Below are 21,052 nucleotides of genomic sequence, written 5' to 3'. Positions count from 1 at the left end.
CACCACGTCCGGCACCGGTCACCGGATGCGGCTGCCCGCAGTATCCAGCACTACGGAGCCACGCCACACGGCGTTCACGATCACAGCACGGACTCAACCCTTTTTGGCCCGTGACCATCTTGTGTCCGTCTCACGCTGCCAGTCTTCTAACCCGGCAGCACCAGCTCGAACCACACCGTCTTCCCCGTCTTCCCCGTCCTGCCCTGTCGTGTCCCCCAGCGCCGCGACGCGCGGGCCACCAACTGGATACCCCTGCCCCCCTCGTCATCAGGCGCGGCGTCGCGCTCCCGGGGCGGGTCGGGGAGCGGATCGGAGACCTCCACGAGAAGGGTGCCCAGGGGCCCGGCCTGGCGTACGAGCCGTACTCCGATGGGGCCCGAGGCATGCCGCAGGGAATTGGTCACCAGTTCGCTCACGAGGAGGACGGTGACGTCACCGAGGACGGCGAGGCCCCAGGCTCCCAGCTGCTTGCGGACGACGGCACGGGCCATGCGCACGGCGCCCGGGTCCGCGGGAAAATCCCACTCGGCGCAGTCGCCTTCGGTGTCGATCACGCCGATCACTTCCAGACCAGCAACAGCGGACCCTTGTCCGGTTTCATGGGGTTAATGGGCACATACCCGATATCCCGGCGGAATTACCGCTTACCTGGGCGCACTGTGGCACGAACGGCGTAGGTGGGGCTCAAGTGCGGGGAGAAATCACCTCGCGCGCTCCCCGGACGAGCCCTGGGGGCAGCCGGTCACGGCCGCAACCGCCGGGATGTCCGCGTCCAGCCATGGGACCGACCAGATCTCGTCCGGCGAGAGCCAGCGCAGTGCGTCGTGGTCCTGAAGGGGCTCGGGGGCTCCGGAGCGGAGCTTCGCCGTCCACACCCACATGACGTACCCCGGCTTGAGCGGCCATTCGCCCGGCACTCTCGCGACCGGCTCGGCGTCGACGCCCAGTTCTTCGCGCAGCTCCCGCACCAGGGCTTCCTCGGGGCGCTCACCGGGCTCGACCTTCCCGCCGGGCAGTTCCCACCGGCCCGCGAGCTCGGGGGGCGCGCTGCGCCGCGCCGCGAGCAGGCGCCCTTCGTCGTACAGGGCTGCGCCGACCACGATCCGTTCCGTCATGCGGCGGAGCCTATGCGGTCAGTGCGCGCTGCCGTTCTGGCTCAGCTTCTCCACCCAGTACAGCTGCTGGTGGCCGTGGTCGTCGAGGCTGTGCGCGATCTTCTCGGCCTCGGCCTTCGTCGCGTACCTGCCCACCCGGTAGCGGTTGCCGTTGTCGTCCTGACGTATCACGAACCAGGGCAGTACGACCGTTCCGTCATTCATCGCGCCCCTCCGCTCGCCGCCCTCGGCGCGCGCCACGCCTCGATCAGTAAGGAAACCGCAATCCGCATATGCCCGAGCCTACGCCCGACCTTTACTCAGCGGATACGACTTTGCACAAAGAGGTACGCAATTGGCCAACGACGAGGGGGCGCACTCTGCCGAGTGCGCCCCCTGATGACAACGGGCCGACCGTGCGAGCCGGCCTACGCCCCCGCGTCAGTCGGCCCGCGCCGTCGGCATCGGCATGAGCACCGGCGTACTCGACGGCGCCGTACGGCAGACGTCGCCGCACTCCGCGTCCAGCGAACAGCAAAGCGAGCAGATCGGGCCCGACTGCACGGGGCAGTCCGCGATGTCGGGAAGCTCGTACGCCGTCTCGCAGACACCGCACGCGTAGGTGGCCGTCACGTCGGGGACGTCGACGTGCGGGCCGTTCACCGGGTTCGGACGCGCCAGGTAGTACCTGCCCTTGGTCGCCCAGGCGATCAGCGGGCACAGGACCACGGCAAGGCCGGCCGCGATGAACGTCGAGAAGGCTTCCGCGTACTGCCCGAAGAGGCCGAAGAAGGCCAGGATCGACACCACCGACGCGATCACCATCGAACCGAAGCCCGCCGGGTTCACCGCGTACAGATAAGCCCTCTTGAACTCGATGTACGGGGGGCTCCAGCCCATCCTCTTGTTGATGACGAGGTCGGCGGCGACGGCCACGATCCACGCGATGCCGACGTTCGAGTAGAAGCCGAGCAGCTTGTTGAGGGCCGCGAACATGTTCATCTCCATCAGCGTCAGCGCGATGGCGAGATTGAGGAAGATGTACCAGACGCGGCCCGGGTGCCGGTGCGTGATGCGGGAGAAGAAGTTCGACCAGGACAGCGAGCCGCTGTAGGCGTTGGTCACGTTGATCTTGATCTGCGAGACGATCACAAAGAGGGCCGCCGCGGGCAGCGCGAAGGAACCGAGCCAGGGTTTCAGGGCCTCGATCTGCGGGGCGATCGGCTCCAGCGCGTGCGTCCTGCCCACGGCTTCGAGCGCCGCGAACGCCAGAAGGGCGCCGCCCAGCTGCTTGGCCGCGCCGATGACGACCCAGCCGGGGCCCGCGGCGAGAACGGCCAGATTCCAACGCCTCTTGTTCTGCTCGGTCTTGGCCGGCATGAAGCGCAGATAGTCCGCCTGCTCGCCGATCTGGGCGATGAGCGAGAGCGCGACGCCCGTGCCGAGCCCGAAGGCCAGCCAGGAGAAGCCGCTGCCCGCCCCCTCGGTGCCCCCGAAGGAGCCGAAGGCGCCCCAGGCGTCCGGCGCCTCGAAGGCGAGCACCACGAAGGGCAGCACCATGCCGATGAGCCAGATCGGCTGCGTCCAGGCCTGCACCTTGGCCAGGGCGCCCATGCCGCGGAAGACGATCGGGATCACGATGAGCGTGGTGATCAAGTAGCCGATCTCCACCGGGAGTCCGACGGCCTGGTGCATGGCCTGGGCCATGATCGAGCCTTCGAGCGCGAAGAAGATGAACGTGAAGGAGGCGTAGATCAGCGACGTCAGCGTCGATCCGAAGTAGCCGAAGCCCGCGCCCCGGGTCACCAGGTCCATGTCCAGGCCGTACTTGGCGCAGGCCCGCGCGATCGGGATGCCGGTGACGAAGATGATCGTCGCGGCGCACAGGATCGAGGCGAGTCCGCTGGTGAAGCCGTAGGTGAAGACGATGGACGCGCCGATCGCGAAGTCCGCGAGATAGGCGATGCCGCCGAGTGCGGTCGACGCCACCATCGTCGGCGACCAGCGCCGGAAGGAGTGCGGCGCGTACCGCAGGGAGTAGTCCTCGCGGCTCTCGTCGGCCGCCATCTTCGCGTAACTGCGCTTGGGCGGTGGTCCTGCGGCTGCGCTGGTGTCGCGGGTGGCCGTATCCGTCATGAGGGTTCCTGTCGTCCGACCGGATTGCGGGTACGGGCGACGAAGTTAGGAGCCGTACATGACAAGTCGTCACGGGGCCTGATTGCTCCGGCGTTACGGAAGCGGGGCGGGCGTTAACTCGCGATCACGGCGGGCGGACGCGTCCGTCCGGCATGCGGGCGTACGCCGGAGCGTCCGGTCATTTCACCGGCAGGTGGTATGCGATGCGATACCGGTCCGCGGGGACCACGACGTCGGCCGTCTCGACCGGTTTGCCCGACGCGTAGTACGTCCGCTGGACGACGATCACCACATGGCCGGGGACGCCGCCGAGCGCCATGAGCTCCTCCGCAAGCCCCGGACGCGCGCCGACCTCCTCCGCGACGTTGTCCACGACCACGTCGATGGCCGCCATGCGCTCGACGACTCCGCAGCCGCCCAGCGGCCCCTCCTCGGGGAGCATCACCGGAGTGCGTCCGGTGACGGCGAGGGGCTCCCAGGAGGTGGAGAGCATCATCACCTCGCCCGCGTCGCGGTAGACGTACTTGGTGCACATCACGCGGTCGCCCGCGCGGATGCCGAGCCGCTCGGCGATCGCGCTGCCCGCCTCCACCTGCTCGCTGCGGGACTCCCAGGTGCCGCGCGCGCCGTCCTCCGCCTGCTCCTGACGGAACGGCGTCGAGCCGCCGGAGGCCCGGTACCCCGTGCGCGCCACGCGCCGCGGCACGGGTCGCTCGCGCACGTACGTGCCCGATCCGGAACGGCCTTCGACCAGACCCTCGGCCATCAGGACCTTCCGGGCCTCCAGGGCGACCGTGTCCGACACCCCGTACTCCTCGCGGATCTTGGCCTGCGACGGGAGCCGGGTGTGCGGCGGCAGCGAACCGTCGACGATCTTCTTGCGGAGATCACCCGCGACACGCAGATACGCCGGCTGTTCACCGAAAGTCACTGGCCACTCCCATCAGGTTGACAGACAGCAACAGCCTGGCAACCGTGGGTTGTTGGCCGCAAGCCAAGGCCAAGGAATCACCCGAAGTGATGATTTTGAGGTGCGCAGGTCTTTACGCAGGGGCTTTCCGCAGCTATGGCGATCACTTTCCCGGGATGCCCCGGGAGACGGCTGTCAAGCGTTCTCGCCCCGAATGGCGAGGAAGCGGGAGACCGCCGAGCGCGCGATCTGGCTGCCCCACCCGCCCCAGTTCACGTCAAAACAGTGGTCCGCCCAGGGCAGTTCGACGTACGTCGCCGGCGCCCCCACCGCGTCGAGGCGCCGCGCGAGTTCACGCGCCTGCCCCACCGGCACCGCCCGGTCCGCGCTGCCGTGCAGCAGGAGCGTGGGCGGCACATCCGTCCGTACGAGCTTCGCGGGCGAACCCAGCAGGTAGCGGGCGGGGACGGCCTTCGCCGAACCGCCCATCAGGCGCGGGATCATGGGGTCGCCGCGCAGCGCGGTCCCCGCGATGAGGCGCCCCATATCGGTCGGCCCGTACAGGGAGATCACCCCGGCGACCGAGCTGTCACGCACCGCACAGGAGGGCGGCACCCGGTCATCACCCTCCGTGTAGGCGGCCGCGAGCGCGAGGTTGCCGCCCGCCGAACTCCCCGCGAGGACCAGGCGCTCGGGATCGATGCCGAACACGCGCGCGTGCCGCCGCACCCAGCCCACGGCACACTTCACGTCGCCGATCTGGTCGAGCTGGGTCACGTGGGGCGCGAGCCGGTAGTCGATGTCGAAGACCGACCAGCCCCGCGCGTTGAACCAGCGGTTCCAAGCGGGACTCTGACCCCTGTGCCCCTTGTTCCAGCCCCCACCGTGCACCCAGACCACGGCGGGATGCCGCACGCCGTCCCGCTTCGGCAGGGTCCAGAGGTCCAGCTTTCCGCGCCGCTCGCCGATGCGCGCGTACCGCCGGGTGCGCTCGCCGTCGGGCGCCTTGGCGTAGTTGACGCCCTCGAAGTAGGCGCCGGGGGCCAGGGATTGCCCGTGCTCCTCGGCGGTGCGGTACGCGGCGGCATAGGGCATGACGCCGTACACCAGCGCGACGAACGCGGTCAGTACGGCCATTCCGGCACACCAGGGATACCGCCTCCCCGCGGCCGCCCCGGCGACCAGGCCGACGACCGCGGGCGGCACGAGCACGAGCCCCCAGGAGGTGATCGCCCCCGCGACGAGCACCAGGAGGGAGACGCGGGGCAGCGGAGCCGCGACGAGCACGACAAGAGCGGCGTTCAGGAGAGCGACGACGAGGAGAAGCCCGCGGGAGAGATGCGCGACACACGAACCCCTGGCCCCATTCCGGTCGTTGCGGCTACCCCTCCGGGGAGAATCCAACGCCGCGGGCCTCGCACCACACCCACCGGCGACGGTCGGCGTCACGACGGTCGTCACGCCGAAGAACTATCACAGAAGCGGACAAAAGGCCCTTAAGGTGAGTGGTCGAGCCACCTTCGGAGCACTCGGCTTCCTCGCCGTTCACCGCACCTCGTGCCTCGTCCTCGCGGCGGGCTGGGTCGCTGACCCGGAGCCGTGCCGCGAGGACGAGGAGGAGAGCTGGAAGAAGTCGTTCAGGGAGTCACGAAGAGGGAGTACTCAGAACTGCAGCCCCCAGGAGTCGATCTTCCCGATGTCCTGCGCCGCGTTGTCGCTCACCCGCAGCTTCCACGTGCCGTTGGCCGTCTCGGACGACGCGTTCACCGAGTACGTGGTGTTGATGTCGTCCGAACTGCCGCCGGTCCCATAGCCCTTCAACGTGTACGCGGTGCCGTCGGGCGCGATGAGCTGCACCTGGAGGTCACCCACATAGGTGTGCTTGATGGCGACCGGCACGCTCAGGGCGGCGGGGGCGGAGCCCGGGACGCCGCTCACGGTGACCGGTGATTCGACCGTGGCGTTGTCGTTGATCGCGTAGTCGGTCGTGTTCTCGAACTTGGGGCCCGGGGGGTTGGTCGAGCCGGGACCCACGTTCAGGAGGCGGTTGGGCGAGCCCGAGCCGGGGCTGGTGACGACGCCCGTGGAGGCCGCCGCGACCAGGGCCGCGGACACCTGCGCCGGGGTCGCCGTGCGGTTGTCCGCGAGGTAGAGCGCCGCGGCGCCCGCGGTGTGCGGCGACGCCATCGACGTGCCGGAGATCGTGTTCGTCGCGGTGTCGCTGCTGTTCCAGGTCGAGGTGATGGACGAGCCCGGCGCGAACAGGTCGAGGACGCTGCCGAAGTTGGAGTAGCTCGCCTTGGCGTCGGTGCTCGTGGTGGCGCCGACCGTGATGGCCTCGGTCACGCGCGCGGGAGAGCGCGTGGAGGCGTTGACGGATTCGTTGCCCGCCGCGACCGCGAAGGTGATGCCGGAGGCGACGGCGTTGCGTACGGCCGTGTCCAGGGCGCTGTCGGCGCCGCCGCCGAGCGACATGTTCGCGACGGCGGGCTTCACCGCGTTCCGGGCGACCCAGTCGATGCCGGCGACGACCTGTGCGGTGGTGCCGGAGCCCTGGTTGTTCAGGACGCGCACGCCGACGATCTTCGCCTTCTTGGCCACTCCGTGCAGGGTTCCGCCGACCGTGCCCGCGACATGCGTGCCGTGGCCGTGGCCGTCCTGCGCGGTGTTGTCGTTGTCGATGGCGTCGTAACCGTAGGAGGCCCGGCCACCGAAGTCGCTGTGGCTGATGCGGACCCCGGTGTCGATGACGTACGCCGTGACGCCCTCACCGGCGGAGTCCGGATAGGTGTACGAGTTGTTCAGCGGGAGCGTCTTCTGGTCGATGCGGTCCAGGCCCCAGGACGGCGGGTTCGGCTGGGTGGCGTCGACCGTGTACGTCCGGTTCTGCACGACGGACTCGACGGCCGGGTCCGCGGCGAATTTCTTGGCCTCGGCCGCGGAGAGCTCGACCGCGTAACCGTTGAGCGCCTTCTGGTACGTGCGCTTGATCTCGGCGCCGTACTCCTTGGCCAGCGCCTTGCCCGCCTTGGAGCCGGCCTTCGCGGCGTCCTCGTCGAGGCTGACTATGTAGCTGCCCGGTATCGCGCCCGGGACTCCGGCGTTCTCGACGACGCCTTCGGCCTGACCCGGCCGAGCGGTCGCCGGGAGGGCGGAGACGAGGCCGAGGGTGAGTGCCGCGACCGCTGTCGCGCTGATCCCGGCCAGTCTTCGGCGGGTATGACGCATCACTGCCATCTGAGGGGTCCTCCTCAATAGGTGGTGCGCTGGTGGGGGGTGGTGCCGGTGGTGCTCACATGCACGAGGGCAAGGGGAGAGACGACAGGGGCATGTCAATTGACAAGTCATCCACCCGCTCTTGCCTCCGTCGGGACGAAAGATTGGCGGACCCATAGGAATCCCACAAGGGTCAGTACCGGACGTAACATGACCGCCACGCACCCGTCATGACACATCCGCCCCAACTGCCCCAACTAGCCTGCGTACATGACAGCATTGCCGGATTGTTTCTGCCCCGCCGACGGAACCCGCGTCCCCGCGGGCACGCTCGCCTGGTGCTGCCCCGTCTGCCGAGGCCCGCTCGACCTGGACTTCTCCCCCAATCCCGCGCCGCTGAAGTCGTTGAACGGAAGGGTCAATTCCCTGTGGCGGTACGCGGAGTCCCTGCCGCTGGCCGCCCCCGCTTTCTCGCTCGGCGAGGGCCGCACACCCCTCGTACCGCTGGATGGCGCGATCTCGGCCAAGCTCGACTTCCTGATGCCGACGCTCTCCTTCAAGGACCGCGGCGCGGTCATGCTCGCCGCGCTCGCGCAGCGGCTCGCCCCCGAGCGGGTGATCGCCGACAGCAGCGGCAACGCGGGCACGGCGGTCGCCGCGTACTGCGCGCGGGCCGGACTGCCCTGCACGGTGTACGTCCCCGAGGGCACGTCACCGAAGAAGCTGGAGCAGATCGGAGCGCACGGCGCGCGGCTCGAAGTCGTCCCCGGAGACCGCGAGAAGACGGCATGGACGGCCCGGGCCGCCGCCGACGAACCGGGCACCTTCTACGCCTCGCACGTCCACAACCCCTACTTCCTGCACGGCACCAAGACCTACGTCCACGAGATCTGGGAGGACCTGGGCGGGCGGCTGCCGGACGCCCTCGTCCTGCCCGTGGGCAACGGCACCCTGCTCCTCGGCGCGGCCCTCGCGGTGCGGGAACTGCACGCGGCGGGCCTGATCGCGAAGGCCCCCACGCTGTACGCCGTACAGGCCGCCGCGGTCGCCCCGCTGGCAGAGGCCTGGCGCGCGGGAGCCGACGAGCCCCTGGGAAACACCCCGGCGGCGCCCACGCTCGCGGAGGGCATCGCGATCCCGCGCCCGCCACGGGCACGACAGATCCTGCGGGCCGTACGCGGTTTCGGCGGCGGCTTCCTGACGGTCACGGAGGACCAGATCCGCCACGCCCAACGCGACCTGGCCGGCCGGGGGTTGTTCGTGGAGGCGACCGGGGTGGCGTGCTGGGCGGCCGTACGGGGCGGCGCACTGGGCGAGCGGAGTGCCGTGGTGCCGCTGTGCGGGGCGGGCCTGAAGTCGGGCCTGGCGGACGGTTGAGCAAACGGTGAACTGGACGCGTAGAAAAGGCAGTTGACCGAACACACTTGCTGGCACACCCAATGGAACGCCCGTTGGTCACAGCTCTGCCCGCGAATGTCCGGAGGCCTGCCCTGAGCTGGGCTGTGGCCGTACGCTTGTCGCCACCATCGATTTGACGGTGCCGCACCATCGATTCACATGAGTGCTGACTGCTGGCTGCTGGTGGCGATCGGGAGGTCACGGGGGTGGAAGGGCGCAGCCCGGCGAGGGTTCGCAACGAATTGGTCGCCGACATCGTCGACGTACTGCAGGATTCGAGCACGGTACGACAGGAGAACAGCGCCGACATCTGGGTGCGCATGCTGAGCGACGAGCTGGCGTCCCCCGTCGCCCCCCTGCGCAACGCGGCGCTGCGGCCCTGGCTGCTGCAGTTGGTGGAGCACTGCTCACAGATACCTGACGGCCTCACGAGTCTGGTGCGCTGCCTGCAGTATCTGGAGCAGCAGTCTTCCGCGATTCTCTCGCTGCGGCGCCTCGTGGACGAGTGGGAGGCCGTGGAGTTCTTCGACGGCGCCGACCTGCATCCCCTGCAGCCGATCCTGCGCGACATGCGCTCGTCCGCCGGGCTCGCCACGCTCGCCCGGCGTGCCAGCCGGTCACGCACCCAGGAATTGCCCGCGTGGTGCGACACGGGATGGGCAGTCTTCCTACGACTGGCCGGCGACAACACCGCCGCGAAGGAACTCCCCGTCAGCATGGCGTTCCTGGCCCTGGCCGCCGAACGGCTCGTGGAGGACGGACAGATGGAGGCTGCGGAGGACCTGCGTCGCTGGAACCGTCAGCAGGCCAGGGCATGGGGTCTTGAGGAGCAGATCGCCGACTGGCAGCGCAGCGGCATGGCCCAGCAGGCCCCGCCGCCCATGGTGCCCGCGTACCTGATGATCCAGTTCGAGCCCGACGGAGTCGATCCCGACCGCTATTTCCTCTCCCACTGGCGCCAGTCGGACGCCGAGGGCTGGCATCCCGTGCCGGGCGAGACCCTGCATCTGCACCGCGACGACCTGCCCGCGGAGGTCGAGGTCCTCATCGAGCAGACCGAGGAGCGCTGGGCGGACCTGAGGCAACCTGTCGTCCTGGAATTCATTCTCCCGTGGGAATTGCTCGGGGAGCCCGTGGAGTGGTGGCACAAGGAGTCCTCCTCCTCGTCACCGACTCCCCTGGTGATGGACTACGCCGTGCTCATCCGGTCCTTCGAACGCCTCCGGAAGGCCGCCTGGCACCGCCCCTGGCACAAGAAGTGGCGCCAGCTCAAGGAACAGCCCGCCGACAGCCACTCGTACTTCAACCCTCCCGGCCAGTCGCACTTCCACCTGGAGCGCGAACTGAAGGAGGACGACCACGCGGTCTGCCTGGTCCTGAGCCAGCCGCCCGGCACCGACTGCGCGGCCAGCCAACAGGAGTTCATGGCCGGCCTGCGGGCGGGGGTACCCGCGATGATCTGGCACCGCGGCGACTGCGGCGACCCCGCGTTCAAGGAAGCGGTCGCCGAGATGGTCCAGGACAGGGGCCTTTCCAGTCTGGTGACGCGCGCCGGAAATTGGCGCAAGGAGGCTCTGGCGCTGGGACCCGAGGGCTGGGACAACCACGTGGGACGCCATCTCGCGATCCTGCTCGACGACCCGGAACGCAGACCCGGGCCACCTGGCCCCGACCGTGCGCCGGTGACGAGTTGAACGGGCGGCGCCGGTCGGAGTCCCAGGTCCGTGTACCCACCGAGCGGCCCCTTCCCGTCGGGCGCACGCAGTTATGGGCCGGGCGCACGCATGTGCGAGCGGGGGGCACGCGCCCCCCGTCCTGGCGCATGCGGCCGCGTCCCGGGGGCACCACGCATTCCACGGCAGGCACGGCCTTCCCCGCCGAAGCCGTGACTTCTAGCACGATTTCCGTGCGCCCCGGCCCATGCCGCCGTACCCCCTTGCTTGCAGTGCGGGCGCACTGTCACGCTGCGCTTGTGGATGTCACGCATGCCCGCGCTCTGCGGGACTCCGCACAACTGTCCAGGCCGCCTCGACGCCTTGAGGGCGCATATGCATGACGACGGAGGACAGCGGCAGGGACCGGCATCGCGGGCACGTCGTGAGGCCGCGTCCGTACTCGGCCGACTCGGCCGCGCCAGGTCCGGCCGGTCCGGCGGACAGGAGCGCGCCGAAGCGGTCCTCGTCCTCGACGGCCACCTGACCATGAAGGTCTGGGACCAGGATGTCGAGGACCTGGTCGGCGAGCTGAAGCATGGCGGGGACTTCGCGCGCGTACGCGTCCTGCGCCTGCGCGGCACCGACGAGACCGACCCTGCCCGGATCAGCCCCGAGGAACCGCTCGGCGGCATCACGGACACGCGCCGCGTGATCCTCGTCCTGACCGACGGCCTCGCGGCCGGCTGGCGCTCGGGCGCCGTCATGCCCCTGCTGCGCGCCTGGGGCCGCACCTGCCCGGTCGCGGTGGTGCACGTGCTCCCCCAGCAGCTCTGGTTCCGCACCGGCCTGGACGTCTGCCGGGTGCGGCTGCGCGCCGCTCACGCCTGGGCGGCCAACAGCGAGCTGGACTGGGAGCTGCGCGAGGCCCCGGTCGAGGCGCGCGACCCGGACGAGCCGGAGGTCGAGGGGGACACGGTCCTCGTGCCGGTCCTCGCCCTGACCAACCGCTGGGCCGAGGCCTGGACCCAGCTCCTCATGGGCCCCGAGCCGCAGTGGCTCGAGATGTCCGCCGTCCGGGCGCGGGAGTGGAAGCGCAGGCCCGACGCCGCGCGCGCCCTGCCCTGGACGAACGACGTGCCCGACCCGCGCAGCACGGTGCCCGCGTCGGAGCGCGTGTCGGACTTCCGCGCGGGCGCCTCTCCCACGGCCTTCACGCTGGCGACACGCTTAGCGGCCGTACCCCTCAGCCTCCCCCTCATCCAGAAGGTCCTGGAGACCACGCCGGGAGCGGGCCCGGCGCACGCCTCCGAACTGCTCATGAGCGGCCTCGTCCGGCCCAGCGGGGAACAGGGCGACGACATCACGGACGTGACGTTCTCCTTCGCCCCCGACATCCGTGAGGAGCTCCTTGCCCTCGGCCGCCGCAGCGACACGGCAAGAATCCTGCACGACGTACGCGCGTTACTGGCAGCCGACGGGACGGAAACCCCCTCGCTGCTCCCCTCCCCCGCCGAACCGCTCGACACCCTGGCCATGCCGCGGGTGAACAGCCGGAACATCGACTTCCTGCGCGTGGAACTCGCCGCGCTGAGGGCACTCTCCGGACGTTTCATGCAGCGCGCCGCCCTGCTGGCAGGGGTACTTGGCTGGCACGATCGTCGATACGCAGTCAGCCTGGTGAAAAGCGGTCAAACCCCCGTCTCTCGGCCCCATCCTGAAGGAGCATTGGTGATGTCGACTACGCCCCAGCAAACGATCGAGGGGGACCGCACATCACTGCCGCGCGTTTGGGGAAACCTGCCGCCCCGCAACCCGAACTTCACCGGGCGCGCGGAGCTGCTCGAACTGCTCGGCGAGCGTCTGCGCGAAGGCACGACCACGGTCCTGCCCGAGGCGATCCACGGCATGGGCGGCGTGGGCAAGACCCAGCTCGCCATCGAGTACGCGTATCGCCATCAGGGTGAGTACGACATCGTCTGGTGGATTCCCTCCGAGCGGCCCGGCCAGATCGGTCAGGCGCTCGTCGAGCTGGCCGGACGCCTGGGCCTGGAGACCAGCACCGAGGCGAACATCGCGGGCCCCGCGGTGCGTGAGGCGCTGCGCGAGGGCCGGCCGTACTCGCGCTGGCTGCTGATCTTCGACAACGCCGACAACCCCGAGCAGGTACGCCACTACTTCCCCACCGGGGGCAACGGCACGATCCTGGTCACCTCCCGCAACCGGCGGTGGGGCCTGGTCGGCGGCTCACTCGAAGTGGACGTCTTCACCCGCGAGGAGAGCAAGGAACTCCTGCGCCACTCCGGACCGCCCCTCCAGGAGGAAGAGGCGGACCGACTGGCCGAGGCGCTCGGAGACCTGCCGCTGGCCCTGGAGCAGGCCGCCGCGTGGCGTGCGGAGACCGGCATGCCCGCTTCGGAGTATCTGCGCCTCTTCGAGAACAAGCGGACCGAACTCCTGGAGACGTCCCCTCCCCCGGACTACCAACTGCCGGTCGCGGCCGCGTGGAACGTCTCCCTCGACCACCTGGAGACCCGCAGCCCCTCGGCCCTGCGTCTGCTGCAGCTCTGCTCGTACTTCGCCCCGGACCCGATCTCCCGGTCGATCTTCTCCGGCCTGGGCAACAGCAGCATCTTCCCCGAGCTCGACGCGACGCTGAACGACCCGATGCGGCTCGCGCGCGCCATAAGGGAAGTGAACCGCTACTCCCTCGCCCGCATCGACCACCGCACGAACTCCATCGAGATGCACCGCCTCGTGCAGCTCGTCCTGAACAACCGCATGTCCCCCGAGGAACAGGCCAGGATGCGGCACGGGGCGCACACCCTGCTGGCCGCCGCCGACCCCAAGTCGCCCGTCACCCCGGCCAACTGGCCCAAGTACGCGGAGCTCTACAGCCACGTCATCGCCTCCGACGCGGTCAAGTCGGACCAGCCCTGGGTGCGTCAGCTCGTCCTGAACGTCGCCGAGTACCTCTACCGCTGGGGCGACCACGATGTGGCGATCGACTTCTCCGAGCGGGCCTGGGAGGCGTGGCGGGAGGTCTTCGGCGAGGAAGACCAGATGACGCTCATCATGGGGCGGAAGCTGGGCTTCTTCTACTGGAGCGTCGGCCGCCACCGCGAGGCCGCGGATCTGGTGACCCGGATCAGGGAAGTCTACGAACGCACTGCCCCGACCGACCACGAGGACTCCCGCGAGGACGCCCTGGACGCGATGAACTTCGAGGCGGCCGTGCGCCGCGTCGAAGGCGACTTCGCTCTCGGCGCCGAACTGGACCGCACGGTGTACGAACGGGCGCGCAGGGCCTTCGGCGAAGAGGACCCGACCACCCTCAACACCGCCCACAACCTCGCGGTGAGCCTGCGTCTGATCGGTGACTACCGCCAGGCCTTCGAACTCGACCAGCAGACACTGGCCTTGAAGCTGCGTGTCCTTGGCCAGGACCATCAGCAGACGCTGCACACCGAGAACAACGTCGCCATCAACATGCGCGAGACAGGGGACTACGTCGGCGCGCGGGCCCGCCAGGAAGCCGTCATGGTCGCCTACCGCGAGGCCTTCGGCCGCGGCAACCCCGCCACCATCGAGACGGTGCGCCAGCTCAGCGAGGCCTGCCGCAAGGAGGGGGACCACGCCAAGTCCCTGGAGATGGCCCTCGACGCCAGCTCCCGCTTCACCCGCCGGTACGGCGAAACCCACCCCCAGTCGCTTTCCGCCGCCCTGACGCTGTCCATCGCCCTGCGCGAGAACGGCGACCTCCAGGCGGCGCGTGAGCGGGGCGTCAAGGCCTGCCAGGGGTACCGCGAGATCTTCGACCCGAGCCACCCGCACGTGCTGTCCGCCGACATCGACCTCGCGGTGACCTTGCGTCTGCTCGGCCAGCCCGACGAGGCACGCCGGCTCGACGAGGCGGCCCTCTCCTCCCTCACCGAACGGCTCGGCCCGGCCCACCCCATCGCGCTGGCCTGCGCCATCAACCTGGCCAGCGACATGGCCGCGCTCGGCGACCACGACGCGGCGCGCGTGCTCGGTGAGGCGACCCTCGAGCGCTGCCGTGCCACGCTCGGCGAGGACCACCCCACCACGCTGGCCTGCGCCCTGAACCTGGCGATGGACCTCGTGGCGGTGGGCGAGGAGGCGGACGGAAACACCATGCGGGCCGACACGATCGCGCGGATGGAGCGTGTGCTCGACGAGCCCCGGCTCCGCTCGGAGAACGCCGCCGCGCACCCGGCCACGGTCCAGGCCAAGGCAGGACAGCGGGCCAACTGCGACATCGACCCGGTTCCGCTGTAACCGGCCGCGGCGGGGGTTCGCGCCCCCGCCGCGCTAGTCCAGGTCCGTTTCTCCGCCCCGCCCCAGCCACGCGGCCAGCTCCACCGGGTCGGCGCCCCGCCCGGTGGCGTGCTCCAGCGCGCTCTGTACGGCACGGGCCCGTTCCGGGTGGTGCCGCAGCAGGCGAGAAGCGTCCCGGTGCTCGGCGGCCCCGGCCAGGGCCCTGCCGAGCCCTGCCCAGGCGGCGGACGCCGTCTCCTTGCCCGCGAGTTCGGTGACGAAGGCGTCCCGCGCCCCGCTCAGGTCACCCCGCGCGAGCAGCAGGTCGGCGACGCGTACACCCTCGATGTCGCTCGGATCGGCCGCCGGGGCGCCGAGGCGGTAGCGGGCCAGGACGGCGGCGGTGTCCAGGTAGCGGGTGTCGGCGACCGGAGCGAGTTCGGGAGGCGCCGCGAGCGCGGCGGGAGGCCGCGCGTCCCCGCGCCGCCAGGCCCGCACGGTGTCCTGAACGGCCGCGGCGGGCGGCCGTAGGTGGTGGGCCCGCCAGCGGGCACGGTGGTCGGCCGCCACCTCGTGCGCCAGCGCCAGTTCGGCGGACGGCACCGGCTCGGCCATCCACTCCTCGCACCTCTCGCGCAGGGTGCCGAGCAGCCGTCGCCCCAGCGCGGTCAGACGGTCGTGGCGGTGGACGAGATCCACGGTCGACGCCACCTGGGCGCGCCAGAGGGCGAACTCGAAGTGGGCCATCGGGGCGTACGCGGCATCGGCCGTATGCCGGTGGACGGACCAGAACCGGGCCACTCCGGCGAAGGCGTAGATCCCCTGGAGCAGTCCGCCCAGGGGCCGCGGATCGTCCCGCCAGGGGGCGTAGAAGAGCTGTTCCGGCGCCCCCGGCGGGGCCGACGGCTCGCTCAGCGGCCCCAGGTGGATCAGGCCGCCCAGCTTGGTGTGCTGGAACTCGTGCACCAGTGTCGCGGCGAGCTGCGCCGCGTCGTCCGGCCGCGACGCCATGACACCGCCGAACGCGTCCCCGGCCGTGACGCTGTGCGGCCGGTATCTCTCCCTGGCCGGCGTGGGCGCGAGCGACATCAGGCCGACGCGCATCGCGTCCGCGCTCTGCGGCTCGTCGCGCCTCAGGATCTCCCACGCGTCGACGAGCAGGTCCTGCCAGGTCCGCGCCTCCTCGGCGGACAGGAGGCGGGGCGGGCTCGGGTGCGGGAACGTGCGATACGGGTCCAACTCGTCGAGCAGCAGGAGCTTCCCGGGCCCGGCCGGCTCCAGCTCCAGGCGGCGCACCGCGTGCCAGCCCGGTGCCGCGCGAGACCACTCGGGCCCCGCCGTCACCGTCTCCCGGCCCGCGGTGATCCGCAGCCGTCCCTCCCGCGCGTCGACCCGGGCCGTGCCCCACGGCTCGGCGACGTCCGCGAACACCGCGCACCCCAGGGTGGGCAGCGGCACCCGGCCGTGGCGTACCGGGACGGTGAGGGAGAAGTCGAGGCCCGCCCGGGTGGCAGCGGCTGCGGCCAGTGCCGACAGGTGTCCGGCGACCACCCACAGGGGCGCGTCCTCGTAGGCCGTGGCGCCGCGCAGTCTGCGCAGGGCGAGTGAGAGCCACATGCCGGTGTTCGGGCACATCAAGGTGTCCTCGAACGCCCGGGGCGCGTGCTGTTGGGTGCGCGCGAGCAGCGTCCACGCCGCCCGGTGCGACATGGGTGCCGTCCCCGCGGGCTGCGGCGGGTCGCCCTCGCCCAGGCTGTCGGCGAGGGCCCGCACCAGCAGCAGACGGCGGCTGCGCTCGGCGGTGAGGAGTTCCTCCACCGCCGCGCCGTCGCCCTCGCCCCGCGCGAGAGCGAGAACGCTCGGCGCCGAGAGCCGGTGGAACGCCAGGCCTGTCGTCGCCGCGCGCCTGTCCGACATGGCCGCCGCACGCCTATCCGACATGGGCGCTCCACGGCGCGGCGACGGCCGCGGCCGTGTCAGTCGAAGCGGGAGGGGCTGTAGGACATGGTGACGGCGCGGGCGTCGTCGATGTGGCGCAGCAGGGGTTCCAGCGCCCCCGCGATGGCACTGCCGTCCATGGAGAGCAGCGCTTCAAGAGAAACCCCCGAGAGATCTACGAGATCGGACTCGACGGCAGGCATCGATTGCTCCACGGCTGCCAAGTCCCCCTCCGTGATTCCGTGCATGCGCCATCCCTTTCCCCCTCATGATGACCCAGCACGGCACGCTGCGAAACCCCGCATCCGAGCCGTGCCCGACATCAAGTCAGCAGTATCGCTTGGCCAGTTGAGCTGCTTCACGGTCGACGGCCGCCACTTCCGTGGACTGGCCCTCCAGGAGCCGGACGGTCTCCAGGAGCTGATCGAGTGTGCCCCGATAGCGGAGGCAGGTGTGGACGATGCCGTAAATGTCCATCCTGAGTCTGGGGTCCCTCGGCCGGTTCGCGGCGATCTCCCCGTCGATGCTGGCGAGCACCAGGGCCAGGCTGCCCGGGTCCTTCAGGGACGTGAGCGCCATCAACGCGTCGACCAGCGGCATGAGTTCACGCAAGGGCAGGTCAGGGGGGAGATTCGCCAGGCTGGGGGGCGCCGTCTGCCCGTTCGGTTCCGTCGCGGAGGCGAGCCCTCCGGGCAGCGGCAGACCCGCGTCGCCGTGCAGGCGTTCCAACTCGGCGGCGGTCAGTGCGCCGTACCAGTGCTCCACCCTGTGCGCCGCGAGCCGCCCGAGACCGTCCGAGCGGTGGTGGGCGCTGATCACCCCGACGACGGCACCGCCGGACCAGACCGCCGCGCCGGACATCCCCTCCCAGGGCGAGCGCTCCGGCTCGGGGTCCGCGCGCGGCGCGAGAACGGCCAGTTCGAGTGTGCCCTCGCGGCGGTTGGACAGGGCGGAGACGGTCCCCGAGACGTGGCAGGAGTCGCGGTACTGGCTGGGGGCGCCGTCGTCCAGGAGGCGCATCCGGTCCTCCCGCAGCTTGAAACGGGGAAAGCCCATCGCGCTGACGGTGAGCACCACGTCGGCCTCGGGCACGGCTCCGTAGCGGGGGCTCTCGACGGTCGGGCACCGCGCGGGCGGCTCGGTCGTGATCTCCAGGAGTGCCAGATCCACCGTCTCGGCGAGCAGTACGACGCGTACGTCGGCGCTCCACTCCCCCGGCAGATCGGCGTCGAAGCGCACCCGCAACGACGTCACCGGCCCCGCGACCACATGCGCGGCCGTCAGCACGGACCTGTCCCCCACGCGATATCCGGAGCCGCGCCGTCCGGGCGATCTGCCCGGCCTCTCCACCAGCACCTCGGCGACCCGCGCCGCCTCAAGACCCGCTGCCGCCGGCATGGTGGCCGGGCTCAGCGTTCGCGCGCGGTCCGGTCACCGCTGACCCAGGGCCGCTGATCGGTGTCGCGGACGCGGGGCTCCAGGCTGAGGGTGACGCGATGGGTGGTGCTGTGCGCCTGCTGGCCGGAGGCACCTGCCTCGACGACCCAGAAGCGGATCCTGCCGTCCGCACCGGCGGACCGCTGTACGGCGAACTCCGCCTCCAGCTGTACGGGACCCAGCTCGAAGCGCAGCGTGTCGTCCTCGGCGTCCTGCGCCGCGGCCATGGCGGCGGCGAGTTCCCCACGTAACTGCGCGATCATCTCGGCGAGTTCAATCACGCCGGGCCTCTACCCCCGGCGTGTCGCCCCCACACCGTGGAGGCGACACGGCGAGAGCCGAAGGGGCCGGCCGGCACGACGACGGCCGGCCCCTGGGGCGAGATCAGCCGTTGCCGGTGCCGTTGCCCGACAGGACCGGGATGTCGGACAGGATGTGCGACAGCGGCTCGTCGCCCTTGGCCTGCGTGGAGTTCTCGGTGCACTGCTGGTTCTGCGGCGCCGACAGGATCGGGATGTCCTGGACTCCGACGTTCACGAGCGCCACGATCGACTGGACGTTCGCCTTGACCGGGATGCCGAGGCAGGGCTTGTTCAGCGTGCCCTGGACGAGCGTGAGCTGGGGGCTCTGGTTGCCCTTGGTCGCGGAGTTGCCGAACGCCGTCTCGGCGCCGTTGCCGCTGAGCGACGTGGTGCCTCGGTCGTCACCGATCGCCAGGGCCTGGGGGGCCATCCCTGCCGAGATTCCGGCGACAGAGGCGGCGACGGCCGCGGATGCCCACAGCTTGTTCATTTTGATTCCCTTCAAGAGCGGGCTCCCTTGGCAGAGCCGCGTGATGATCAACTGTCTGACACGACGATGGTTGCGACGTTCGACCCGGTTGGCGTAGTAATCGGAGCACCGTCAACGGCATTCCAGGGTGTCGCCGCGGACGGTCGCCGGGCTCCCGAAGCGCGGTGGATCGCTCAGCCTGGCCTCGGAGTCGGGGGGTGTCAGGGGCTGGTCCCGGTTGAGGGCCGTGAAGACCTTGTCGGCCTTGGCCCGGTCCCACCGCAGCGCACCGTTCAGCGTCTGGCTGAAGCCCTTCACCGGCACCGTGGTGAACTCCATGGACGACGCCGGGAGACTGCCCAGCTCCGTCGCGAGCTGCAGGATCTGCTCGGTGCTGAACCCCCGGTCGACCCGGGCCGCACCGGCCAGGGACCGGCCGAGCCGCGCCGCCCTGACCGGGTCGGCCAGGACGTTGCCCGTGCGTACGGCGCGCATCGCGGCGATCAGGAAGCGCTGCTGGCGCTGGATCCGCCCGAAGTCGGCGCTGTTGTCCAGGTGCCGGGAGCGGACGTACTGCAGGGACCGGCCACCGTTGAGCAGATGGCTGCCGGGTGCGAGGTCGAGCTTCGTCGTCTTGTCCTTGAGAGGGCGGGGCGTGCAGACCCGTACGCCGCCCACCGTGTCGACGCTGTCCATGAAGCGCCGGAAGTCGAGCTGCAGATACCGGTCGACGCGGACGCCGGTCATCCCCTCGACCGTCCGCACCGACAGCGCGGGGCCGCCCTGCGCGTAGGCGCCGTTGATCTTCCCCGGGTGCGCCGGGCGCATCCGCCCGGTGGTCTTGTCGCGGTGCGCCGGGATGTCCGCGTAGGAGTCCCTGGGGAGGCTGACGACGCTGACGCGGTCCCCCGCCTCGGAGACGTGGACCAGCATGAGCGTGTCCGTGCAGTCGCAGGCGACACCGCCCGCGCGGTAATCCCGCTTCTCCTTGCGCGTGATGGTGTCGCGGCCGTCCGTCCCCATCAGGAGGATATTCGTACCGCTTCCCTCGTTCGGTCGATTCTTCATGTCGCCGAAGACATCGACGCGTTGAACAGGGAGCGGCAGCGCCGTGGCATTCCCCATCGCAATGGTGACGCCGATCAGAAGAGCCCCAGGAACGGCGACCCGCAGTTTTCGCGCGCGCCGGGATCCGGTCGGTGAGTGCAAGTGAGTGCGCAAGCTGGACTCCGCTGCGGGGGAACCGGGACGACGAAACGGTAAACCGCTCTACGCCACTGCGGAGCAGGAGAGTTCCCGGCACGCAGGAACAACAACTCGTTCGCCCTAAGCTGTTCGGTTTCCCTGGATTCCACACCTGGAACAGATGGTCCGACACACGCCCGTCGATGGCGAGGGAACATGGCTGACTTCAAGCGTCAATGGAAGCGGCAGGGCCTCATCCCGGTGAGCAGGAATTCTCCGGAAAGCCGCGTCGATGATCCGATCTTCAAGTCGTTGCAGGCTTCCTGGGAACGGAAGGGCAAGACCGTTCCGGGCCGCCCGGACCAGGAATGGCAAGCCCTGATGTCACGCGATCACTGGCCCAGGGGCTGACGGCGGCAGAGGCCGCGGAGAGAACGGAACGCGGCAGCGGGCCGCCGGTGAACGGCGGCCCGCTGTGCGATGCGTGGGGGATCAGCTGTTGCCCTTGCCGTTGCCCGAGAGCACCGGGATGTCGGACAGGATGTGCGACAGCGGCTCGTCGCCCTTGGCCTGCGTGGAGTTCTCGGTGCACTGCTGGTTCTGCGGCGCCGACAGGATCGGGATGTCCTGGACTCCGACGTTCACGAGCGCGACGAGCGACTGGAGGTTCGCCTTGACCGGGAGACCGATGCAGGGCTTGTTCAGCGAACCCTGGATCAGCGCCATCTGCGGGCTCATGTTGCCGTACGTGGCGGAGTTGCCGTACGCCTGCTGTGCGCCGTTGCCGCTGAGCGACGTGGTGCCGTGGTCGTCACCGATCGCCATGGCCGACGGAGCTGCGGCAGCCGACATGCCGACGACGGAGACAGCAACCGCGGCTGCAGCCATACCCTTCTTAATCACAAGTAATTCCCTTCTGGAGAAACCCCGTTCGCCGGAGCGCTCTGATTAACTCCGCGGCCTGCGCATAGTTGCTCCGTTTCACTCTGATGGCCCAACGGGGGGCCGCCGGGGAACCCAACCGAGTGAAGCCCCGA

General features: G+C 70.2%; 18 protein-coding genes. 4 read left to right on the top strand and 14 right to left on the bottom strand.

Translation table 11 applies throughout. From position 1 onward, the window contains the following. Positions 1-146: 146 nt before the first annotated feature. The 7 genes from ACWFRU_RS16715 to ACWFRU_RS16685 form a co-directional block, all read right to left on the bottom strand. Positions 147-563: an ATP-binding protein gene (locus ACWFRU_RS16715; RefSeq protein ID WP_453687533.1), complete on the bottom strand. Its 417-nt coding sequence runs from the start codon at positions 561-563 to the stop codon at positions 147-149. Between the two features lie 138 nt (positions 564-701). Beyond that, a complete protein-coding gene (locus ACWFRU_RS16710) occupies positions 702-1,115 on the bottom strand; it encodes a (deoxy)nucleoside triphosphate pyrophosphohydrolase (RefSeq protein ID WP_453687532.1) in 414 nt (137 codons plus the stop codon). Between the two features lie 18 nt (positions 1,116-1,133). Continuing rightward, a complete protein-coding gene (locus tag ACWFRU_RS16705; protein WP_453687530.1) occupies positions 1,134-1,319 on the bottom strand; it encodes an SPOR domain-containing protein in 186 nt (61 codons plus the stop codon). A gap of 216 nt (positions 1,320-1,535) precedes the next feature. Beyond that, positions 1,536-3,230: a purine-cytosine permease family protein gene (locus ACWFRU_RS16700; RefSeq protein ID WP_453687528.1), complete on the bottom strand. Its 1,695-nt coding sequence runs from the start codon at positions 3,228-3,230 to the stop codon at positions 1,536-1,538. A gap of 178 nt (positions 3,231-3,408) precedes the next feature. Continuing rightward, positions 3,409-4,161 (bottom strand): GntR family transcriptional regulator, encoded by a 753-nt coding sequence (locus ACWFRU_RS16695; protein ID WP_453687526.1) that lies wholly within the window; start codon positions 4,159-4,161, stop codon positions 3,409-3,411. Positions 4,162-4,335: 174 nt separating this feature from the next. Continuing rightward, positions 4,336-5,427, bottom strand: coding sequence for an alpha/beta hydrolase fold domain-containing protein (locus tag ACWFRU_RS16690; protein WP_453687524.1), 1,092 nt, complete (start codon positions 5,425-5,427; stop codon positions 4,336-4,338). 375 nt (positions 5,428-5,802) lie between these two features. Then, positions 5,803-7,377 carry a S8 family peptidase gene (locus tag ACWFRU_RS16685; RefSeq protein WP_453687523.1) on the bottom strand — a complete coding sequence of 525 codons (1,575 nt, stop codon included), beginning with the start codon at positions 7,375-7,377 and terminating at the stop codon, positions 5,803-5,805. Between the two features lie 249 nt (positions 7,378-7,626). On the opposite strand from ACWFRU_RS16685, the gene ACWFRU_RS16680 reads away from it, so the two are divergent. The 3 genes from ACWFRU_RS16680 (at position 7,627) to fxsT (ending at position 14,705) form a co-directional block, all read left to right on the top strand. Then, positions 7,627-8,733, top strand: coding sequence for a threonine synthase (locus ACWFRU_RS16680; protein ID WP_453687521.1), 1,107 nt, complete (start codon positions 7,627-7,629; stop codon positions 8,731-8,733). Between the two features lie 227 nt (positions 8,734-8,960). Continuing rightward, complete coding sequence (locus tag ACWFRU_RS16675) at positions 8,961-10,448, top strand: VMAP-C domain-containing protein (protein WP_453687519.1); 1,488 nt, start codon at positions 8,961-8,963, stop codon at positions 10,446-10,448. A 354-nt stretch (positions 10,449-10,802) separates the two neighbouring features. Then, entirely contained in the window at positions 10,803-14,705 is a 3,903-nt protein-coding gene (fxsT, locus tag ACWFRU_RS16670; RefSeq protein WP_453687517.1) for an FxSxx-COOH system tetratricopeptide repeat protein, read from the top strand. Between the two features lie 33 nt (positions 14,706-14,738). On the opposite strand, the gene ACWFRU_RS16665 is transcribed toward fxsT, so the two are convergent. From ACWFRU_RS16665 to ACWFRU_RS16640, 6 genes are all read right to left on the bottom strand, one after another. Beyond that, positions 14,739-16,625: an HEXXH motif domain-containing protein gene (locus ACWFRU_RS16665; protein WP_453687515.1), complete on the bottom strand. Its 1,887-nt coding sequence runs from the start codon at positions 16,623-16,625 to the stop codon at positions 14,739-14,741. Positions 16,626-16,660: 35 nt separating this feature from the next. Continuing rightward, positions 16,661-16,870, bottom strand: a complete 210-nt coding sequence (locus ACWFRU_RS16660) for a hypothetical protein (RefSeq protein ID WP_453687513.1) — start codon at positions 16,868-16,870, stop codon at positions 16,661-16,663. Positions 16,871-16,949: 79 nt separating this feature from the next. Further along, positions 16,950-18,020 (bottom strand): effector-associated domain 2-containing protein, encoded by a 1,071-nt coding sequence (locus ACWFRU_RS16655; protein WP_453687511.1) that lies wholly within the window; start codon positions 18,018-18,020, stop codon positions 16,950-16,952. Positions 18,021-18,031: 11 nt separating this feature from the next. After that, the gene (locus ACWFRU_RS16650; RefSeq protein ID WP_453687509.1) at positions 18,032-18,340 is read right to left on the bottom strand and encodes a trypco2 family protein; all 309 of its coding nucleotides are present in this window, start codon (positions 18,338-18,340) and stop codon (positions 18,032-18,034) included. Between the two features lie 103 nt (positions 18,341-18,443). Next, complete coding sequence (locus ACWFRU_RS16645; protein WP_453687507.1) at positions 18,444-18,851, bottom strand: rodlin; 408 nt, start codon at positions 18,849-18,851, stop codon at positions 18,444-18,446. Between the two features lie 111 nt (positions 18,852-18,962). Then, a complete protein-coding gene (locus tag ACWFRU_RS16640) occupies positions 18,963-19,898 on the bottom strand; it encodes an LCP family protein (protein WP_453687505.1) in 936 nt (311 codons plus the stop codon). 333 nt (positions 19,899-20,231) lie between these two features. Between ACWFRU_RS16640 and ACWFRU_RS16635 the strand changes: the two genes are divergently transcribed. Then, entirely contained in the window at positions 20,232-20,426 is a 195-nt protein-coding gene (locus ACWFRU_RS16635; protein ID WP_453687503.1) for a hypothetical protein, read from the top strand. Between the two features lie 81 nt (positions 20,427-20,507). Here ACWFRU_RS16635 and ACWFRU_RS16630 read toward each other — a convergent pair whose 3' ends face one another. Then, the gene (locus ACWFRU_RS16630) at positions 20,508-20,918 is read right to left on the bottom strand and encodes a rodlin (RefSeq protein WP_344521470.1); all 411 of its coding nucleotides are present in this window, start codon (positions 20,916-20,918) and stop codon (positions 20,508-20,510) included. Positions 20,919-21,052: the final 134 nt, after the last annotated feature.

The sequence above is a fragment of the Streptomyces sp. NPDC055099 genome (genome assembly GCF_053607685.1).
Note: the sequence above shows the minus strand (reverse complement) of the source record. Positions and strands in the feature narration are given on the sequence as shown.